The sequence below is a fragment of the Methylocucumis oryzae genome (genome assembly GCF_000963695.1).
Classification (GTDB): Bacteria; Pseudomonadota; Gammaproteobacteria; order Methylococcales; family Methylomonadaceae; genus Methylovulum; species Methylovulum oryzae.
This window is the reverse complement of record NZ_LAJX01000103.1, coordinates 1-7,453: the sequence shown is the minus strand read 5'-3', so window position 1 is coordinate 7,453 and position 7,453 is coordinate 1. Positions and strand designations below refer to the sequence as shown.

Sequence of the window (7,453 nt, the reverse complement as noted above, 5' to 3'; positions counted from 1 at the left end):
GCTTCGACAATCGCCATCGCATCGTTGTAGTCGTTTTTGTTACCGATCACAAATCCTTTAACATAACGCGCATTTAATAACACCGCTTCATGCCCCAACTTGGCACAACCCGCGCCCAATAATGTGCTCCGCCGCAGGCTTCCAGACCGATTAGACTCCGAGGTGTATTGGCAATAAAATTAAGCAATTCTTTGCGTTTCAGTTTCTTTTTCGTAAGACTGCCATCGCTTTCTTGGATCACTAAGTGGAAGATGTTTTTTGCTATATCTATGCCTATAGTTCGCGTTGCTGTGTCCATGATGAACTCCTTAATAATTTGAGATTATGTACTCAAAGTTTATATCAATTTGCTAAGTGAGGAGTCCATGTCATCATCCTATTTTTGCGTTTTTTGGCTCATCTTATCGCGTTAACACACAGAAGCCTTTGCCAACTTAACTAAACTGCATAAGTTATGGCGGCATTGAGTAAAGCAAGGAATCGTTTATCCACGATTGCTAAACAATCATAACTAACGAAATACAGATTGAACCGGAAAATATTGATGCGCCTTCTTGCGTCAGCGCATCATAAGCTCATACAACTTAAGCGACAGTCTCTTGGTAGCTATCCATCAAATTAAAATTCAAATAGCGATAAGTATCTTCAGCGCTTGAATTGATTTGTCCGGCGTATTGCAGGTATTCAGCAACGGTAGGAATCCGACCTAACAATGAACACACAGCGGCCAGTTCTGCCGAGGCTAAGAACACATTAGCGCCATTGCCTAACCGGTTTGGAAAGTTTCGAGTGGATGTAGAGACAACGGTCGCGCCATCGGCTACACGGGCTTGGTTGCCCATGCATAAGGAACAACCCGGCATTTCGGTACGAGCGCCGACTTTACCGAACGTACCGTAATAGCCTTCTTCGACTAATTGGTTTTGGTCCATTTTTGTCGGTGGTACGACCCATAAACGGGTAGGCAATTGCGATTTGTGTTGCTCTAACAGCTTACCTGCCGCACGGAAGTGACCGATATTCGTCATACACGAGCCTAAGAATACTTCATCAATCTGCGTGCCTGCGACTTCTGACAATGGTTTAATGTCATCGGGGTCGTTTGGACAGGCCAACAAGGGCTCTTTAATCTCGTCCATGTTAATCTCAATGATTTCATAGTATTCCGCATCCGAATCGGCTTCTAATAACACCGGATTGGCCAACCAGTCTTGCATCGCTTTAATACGGCGTTCTATCGTGCGAGCATCACCATAACCTTGGGCTATCATCCATTTCAGCAAGGTAATGTTAGACGTTAAATACTCCCGTATCGGCGCTTCATTTAGCTTAATCGTGCAACCACCTGCCGAGCGTTCGGCAGATGCATCGGACAATTCAAAGGCTTGCTCGACTTTTAAATCCGGTAAGCCTTCGATTTCTAAGATGCGGCCTGAAAATACGTTTTTCTTGCCTTGTTTAGCAACGGTTAACAAACCTTTTTGAATAGCGGCATAAGGAATCGCGTTAACCAAATCACGCAACGTAATACCGGGTTGCATAGTTCCGGTAAACCGTACTAAGACCGACTCAGGCATATCCAACGGCATGACACCGGTCGCGGCAGCAAACGCGACTAAGCCAGAGCCCGCTGGAAAGGAAATGCCAATAGGAAAACGCGTATGTGAGTCACCGCCCGTGCCTACGGTGTCGGGTAATAACATGCGGTTTAACCAAGAATGAATAATCCCGTCGCCAGGCCGTAACGAGACACCGCCGCGATTCATAATGAAATCCGGCAAACTGTGGTGCATGGCGACATCGACGGGTTTTGGATAGGCCGCAGTATGACAAAACGACTGCATCACTAAATCTGCCGAAAAACCTAAACACGCTAAGTCTTTTAATTCATCACGCGTCATAGGCCCTGTTGTGTCTTGCGAACCGACTGTGGTCATGTGGGGTTCACAATAGGTGCCTGGACGAATACCCGCAACGCCACAAGCTTGACCAACCATTTTTTGCGCCAACGTATAGCCTTTGCCGCTATCTGCCATCGCTTGTGGCCGACGGAATACGTCTGATACCGGCAGACCTAGCACTTTACGCGCTTTATCCGTCAAACCACGACCAATAATCAACGGAATACGGCCACCGGCTTGTACTTCATCTAGCAATACGTCCGTTTTTAAACTGAACGTACAAACCAATTCGTCGCTATCATGGCGCTTGACAACACCTTGATAAGGGTAAATATCAATCACATCGCCCATTGCCATGTTGGTCACATCGCATTCAAACGGCAATGCGCCAGAATCTTCCATGGTATTAAAGAAAATTGGCGCGATTTTACCGCCTATGCAGACACCGCCTTCGCGTTTTATTAGGAATAAACGGAATATCGTCACCGGTATGCCATAACACCGAGTTAGTCGCTGATTTACGCGAGGAGCCAGTGCCGACTACATCGCCAACATAAGCCACAGGGAAGCCTTTTTGTTTTAGCGTAGTAATTTGTTCAATCGGATTAGTAATCCCTTCGCGCGGCATTTTTAACATAGCTTTAGCATGTAATGGAATGTCAGGACGCGACCAAGCATCCGGTGCCGGTGATAAATCATCAGTATTAGTTTCGCCAGTTACTTTAAAAACCGTCACCGTTAATTTTTCTGGCACGGCAGGTTTACTGACAAACCATTCAGCATCGGCCCAGGCTTGTAAAACTTGTTTAGCAAAAGCATTACCTGCATTGGCTTTGGCTTCAACATCATGGAAAGCGTCGAAAATTAACAAGGTATGCGCTAAAGCTTTCGCGGCAATGGGTGCAAGCGCTGCGTTATCGAGTAAGTCAATTAACGGCGCAACGTTATAACCGCCTAGCATGGTGCCTAATAATTCAGTGGCTTTTTCTGGCGTTAAAATCGGCGCTGATACTTCACCTTTAGCTATCGCCGTTAAAAAACCGGCTTTGACATAAGCGGCTTCATCGACGCCAGCCGGAATACGATTAGCGAGTAAGTCGAGAATAAACTCCTCTTCGCCTGCAGGCGGTTGTTTAATTAACTCACATAATTCAGCCGTTTGTTTGGCATCTAACGGTTTGGGAGGAATGCCCTCGGCGTTGCGTTCGGCAGCGTGTTGGCGGTATGGGTCTAGCATTTTAAGCTCCTAAAATTCAAAAAATAGCCAGGCGTTAGTTGTTAAACGCCTGTAAATAGGCTTTAAGGTCGTGTAAAACAGAATGGGAAAAGTCCCATAAATCTTTTTCTAAGCTTGCTTGAAGATTACATTTGCGCCCAGCTTGTTTTTGGTCATCTTTGCTGCAACCGTCATAACGTTGATAGACATTAACCCAGAATTTATTGAAATCCTTGTCGCCGATGGCCTTAGCATCTGCATTATCTAAGCAGCTTCGCCAAGCGTTAAGACAATCAGCATAAGGTGACGACTTATTTTTAATGGTTTTTAACAACGTCTCTAGCTCACCGAAACCATTAACATTCAGAATATGGCAAGAAAAGCTAACATCTAACGATGCACTGTTATACCAAGTGTTGGTTGCCAACATGTTCATATTAGGGTCTATGCTTTTGATAGCTTTATTAATGAGTTCTACACGGTCTTGGATGCCTACAGAGTTGGCATCGACTAAGATTCCGATTTTGCTTAGCCCTCTTTTGCCAATATCAAAAGACACTTCTTGTAATTTATCTTGCAAGCTTTTTTGGGTTAATCCACCTAAACACTCAAAATCATTGATGATAGGCTTATCAACCAAAAAATCTGCGTCGCGCAGCTCGCGCTGTAAGCGCTCAATAAAGAACTTATCGTTGTAACTTTCAACAATCAGCAGATTATTACTCACCGCGCACCCTGCCTTCGTGGGTTAGTGCGTAGCGCAGTTGTTCTTTATCACGGGGTGAAGCAACAATCAAATCGGTTTTAAGATTTTTGTAGAACTCGAAATATTGCGCATTGCAGTTTGTAACTTCAAACTGCATATCATTAAATGCGGCAATACATTCTTTTGAATGAGTAGTAATGAATAATTGACAATTAGCTTCTACGCTGACTTTAAAAATGATTTCCCAAAGTTTTGGGTAATTAGTGTAATGAATACCGTTTTCAATTTCGTCAATCAACAAAAAGCCATCCTTATTAGCCCAGATTGCGCAAAGTATGGCGATGTAGCGGTTGATACCTTCGCCAAATGAGGACAATAAAGCAAGATTAGTTTTATCCTTTAGTTTAAGCTTTAAAATAACCCCATTTTCTTCAGGAATTACTTTTAATTCGGAAAATTTTTGCATCAAAAATTGACAATGCGGTATTTAGTAATTCTTCTCGACCGGAATTAATGAGTGTGGCATAGAAAATAGCTATATCTTGTTCATCAGTTTTTGCAGAAGTAACATAAACCCTAGACTTAGCTCCGGAATTGACTGGGTTTTTTAATTTATCAGTTGCTATTTCTCTTGAGTCCTTATTGACTGTAAATATCAATTTGTCGATAGGTAGAATCTCATCCGTTTCTTCAAGAGTTGATGAGTTACTGGCTAGGATGCCCTGAGTTTGTTCTATAAAGCAGCTTTTCGCTCCAGATGATAGGCTGATTTTTGATTCACTATCATAAATTAAGTCTATTTCGAGTATTCTGCTTTTATGGTATTGGCGGCGTCTCAAGACTTCATAAGCTGATTTGATTAATTCATTAGCGTTTTTCGGTAACAAAAATAACTCCACCGCCTCCAAAAATGCCGTCTTGCCTACATTGTTCTTGCCGCCAATTAAATTAACCTGCCCTAAGCCTTTAACATCCAATTGCTTGAAGCATTTAAAATGAGTGACATATAAATTTTCAATAATAGGCACTGTTAATTCATCTCCGAATAATACTTAGCCAACAACACCACAATAATCAACGGCATCATCATCGCGCTCACTTCCCAAAGCTTCATATTAGCAAGCACTAATTGGTTTATGCCCAAAATCAGTGCATAGGAAATAGCTGCCCAACGCCGCATAAACCATAATCCGGCTAAGCACGTTAAGCTTGCAATAATCGCAACCATAAAATAAGCAGAATACATGCCATGAAGCTGTTTGGCGATAGGTGAGAATACGAGCTGTAGCATTTGAATCGCATTGATTAAACCTATCGTGCAAACGGCGACAATCGCTAACGGTTTTTCTGTTAAATTCGACATGGTTATCCCCTTCTCTGTTGTTAAGGTTATAAGATAGCCAACACCGCTTCCGGTGGTCTGCCAATAGCGGCTTTGCCATTGGCAAGAACAATAGGCCGTTCAATCAGTATTGGATTTTCCACCATTATGCGAATTAACGTAGCCTTATCTAACTGTGTATCAGCCAGGTTATTAGCTTTATACGGGGCCTCTTGCTTACGCATTAATTGGCGGGGCTCCATGCCTAGTTTATCTAAAATGTGTTCTAACTCGGCAGTGCTAGGCGGCTGTTTTAAATACTCAATAATTTTCAACTGCTAAGCCTTTGTCTTGTAATAGTTTTAACGTATCGCGTGACTTTCCGCATCGTGGATTGTGGTAACAAATAACCGTCATAGCGCCCCCGCTGGTAAGCAAAAGGTTATAATAGCATTAGCCCCTACGATTTCAGACCTTAATCACCCATGACTAAAGATTTTGTTTTAGACCGCTTGCAGCAATATTGGCTACTCGCCCGTTTTGATAAACCGATTGGTATTTTAATTCTGTTATGGCCTGCGCTGTGGGCACTATGGCTGGCATCTGATGGCAATCCCGATGGTTTAGTGCTAACCGTCATTTGTGCCGGTGTTGTTGTTATGCGCGCCGCCGGTTGCGTAATTAATGATTATGCCGACAGAGATTTCGACCCGCATGTCGAACGCACGCAATTACGCCCTATTGCCGCTGGCAAGGTAAGTCCTAAGGAGGCTTTGATTGTTTTTAGTGTGTTGGCGTTAATCGCCTTCGGTTTAGTCTTATTATTGAATGGCTTAACTATTATGTTGTCATTCGTTGGCGCATTTTTGGCAGCAAGTTATCCTTTTATGAAGCGCTACACGCATTTACCGCAAGCCTACTTAGGCCTTGCGTTTGGCTGGGCCGTACCCATGTCATTTGCTGCACAAATAAATAGCTTACCTTTAGTGGCTTGGTTATTATATGCGGCTGTTGCACTATGGTCGTTAATTTATGACACGATGTACGCGATGGTCGATAAAGAGGACGATGTGAAAATTGGTGTTAAGTCCACCGCTATCTTATTTGGCGAATACGACAGACATATCATTGCGCTGTTACAAATCGTTATGCTGGGACTCTTATTTTGGATAGGACACTTAAAACAGCTAACTTGGCCTTACGACTTAGGTTTGGTTATTGCAGCAAGTTTATCAATCTATCAACAAAAGCTTATTTTCCATAGAGACAAAAGCTTATGTTTTAAAGCATTTTTAAATAGCAATTGGTTTGGCATCGCTATCTTTGTTGGTTTAGCACTGTCCTATTGGTTGCAATAATAATAACAAAGGGAGGTTATCATGTTTTACCCTACAGTGTATTTACCTGCGATTATCGAAGCCATTGAGCAGAGTATTAACGCTCATGCGGATGAAATAACGTTATTGGATCAAACACTGGGTGATGGTGATCATGTGAGCAATTTACAACGGGGTATTGCCGCATTAAAAGCACATAGCTCAGAGTATCCACCACTGGATTGGTCGGGCGCTTGGCAAAAAATCGGCATGACGTTAATGACTCAAGTTGGCGGTGCATCAGGCTCTCTTTTAGGCACGTTATTCATTGCCCTCGCCAAAGCTGGGCGCGGACAGGAATTAGATTTAGCTCAATTTGCTCGCATATTTGAACAAGCCGTTATCGCCGTTAAACAACGCGGTAAATCTGATGTAGGCGAAAAAACCATGTTAGATGTCTTAGTCCCTATTTCGGACTATTTAAAAGAGGCGGCTGCCCAATCAAAAGACTTTACCCAGTTATGGCCAGAACTTGTAGCGGTTGCTGAGCAAGGCGTCGAGTCTACCCGCACTATGCGCGCAACAAAAGGCCGCGCTTCTTATCTAGGTGAGCGTAGCTTAGGTCATATTGATGCCGGCGCCAAAACAACACAGCTCATCATCAACGCCATTGTCAGAATTTTATCCACTACCGACGATTAAACGCGTCCAATCTCTAGCACTAACATTACATGCTGCCATTTATTAATTCATTGGTTTACAACAATATAAGGCTGATAGAGATTATCGGTGTATTAATGAGGATTTTTAGTTTTTCCTTAGTCAGTTGGTTAGGCGCTGAAAGCCCTTTTATGTTTGTATGGAGTTTTAATACCGTAGATGCGATTTTATTGTCTTGGTGTGCATTACTCAAAAAAGATGTTGCTTACAGCATTTTGAATATTTTTTGGATTCTTGTCGGTGTAGTCGGCTTACTCCGCGCTTGTGATTGTG

General features: G+C 43.0%; 8 protein-coding genes and 2 pseudogenes. 3 read left to right on the top strand and 7 right to left on the bottom strand.

Annotated elements, in window-relative coordinates; genetic code table 11:
• The 7 genes and pseudogenes from VZ94_RS33240 to VZ94_RS10555 form a co-directional block, all read right to left on the bottom strand.
• Nucleotides 1-298: pseudogene (locus tag VZ94_RS33240) on the bottom strand (IS110 family transposase); the annotation flags it as partial.
• A gap of 286 nt (nucleotides 299-584) precedes the next feature.
• Nucleotides 585-3,138, bottom strand: a pseudogene (gene acnB, locus VZ94_RS10575) (bifunctional aconitate hydratase 2/2-methylisocitrate dehydratase).
• Between the two features lie 34 nt (nucleotides 3,139-3,172).
• On the bottom strand, nucleotides 3,173-3,844 hold the full coding sequence (locus VZ94_RS10570; RefSeq protein ID WP_045779210.1) for a DUF3226 domain-containing protein: 672 nt from the start codon (nucleotides 3,842-3,844) through the stop codon (nucleotides 3,173-3,175).
• Nucleotides 3,837-4,289 (bottom strand): AAA family ATPase, encoded by a 453-nt coding sequence (locus VZ94_RS22825; RefSeq protein ID WP_052700435.1) that lies wholly within the window; start codon nucleotides 4,287-4,289, stop codon nucleotides 3,837-3,839. Before VZ94_RS22825 ends, VZ94_RS10570 begins: the two co-directional genes overlap by 8 nt.
• A complete protein-coding gene (locus tag VZ94_RS22820) occupies nucleotides 4,255-4,851 on the bottom strand; it encodes an AAA family ATPase (protein ID WP_052700434.1) in 597 nt (198 codons plus the stop codon). The genes VZ94_RS22825 and VZ94_RS22820 overlap by 35 nt, the downstream gene beginning before the upstream one ends.
• Nucleotides 4,852-4,853: 2 nt before the next feature.
• Entirely contained in the window at nucleotides 4,854-5,186 is a 333-nt protein-coding gene (locus tag VZ94_RS10560; protein ID WP_045779209.1) for a hypothetical protein, read from the bottom strand.
• Between the two features lie 26 nt (nucleotides 5,187-5,212).
• Nucleotides 5,213-5,479: an ArsC/Spx/MgsR family protein gene (locus VZ94_RS10555; protein WP_338040343.1), complete on the bottom strand. Its 267-nt coding sequence runs from the start codon at nucleotides 5,477-5,479 to the stop codon at nucleotides 5,213-5,215.
• 150 nt (nucleotides 5,480-5,629) lie between these two features.
• Between VZ94_RS10555 and ubiA the strand changes: the two genes are divergently transcribed.
• From ubiA to VZ94_RS10540, 3 genes are all read left to right on the top strand, one after another.
• A complete protein-coding gene (gene ubiA / locus VZ94_RS10550) occupies nucleotides 5,630-6,502 on the top strand; it encodes a 4-hydroxybenzoate octaprenyltransferase (protein ID WP_045779208.1) in 873 nt (290 codons plus the stop codon).
• Nucleotides 6,503-6,523: 21 nt separating this feature from the next.
• Nucleotides 6,524-7,162 carry a dihydroxyacetone kinase subunit DhaL gene (dhaL, locus tag VZ94_RS10545; RefSeq protein ID WP_045779207.1) on the top strand — a complete coding sequence of 213 codons (639 nt, stop codon included), beginning with the start codon at nucleotides 6,524-6,526 and terminating at the stop codon, nucleotides 7,160-7,162.
• 29 nt (nucleotides 7,163-7,191) lie between these two features.
• Nucleotides 7,192-7,453 (top strand): CBU_0592 family membrane protein (locus VZ94_RS10540; RefSeq protein ID WP_204369107.1); only part of this gene is annotated, 262 nt, incomplete at its 3' end.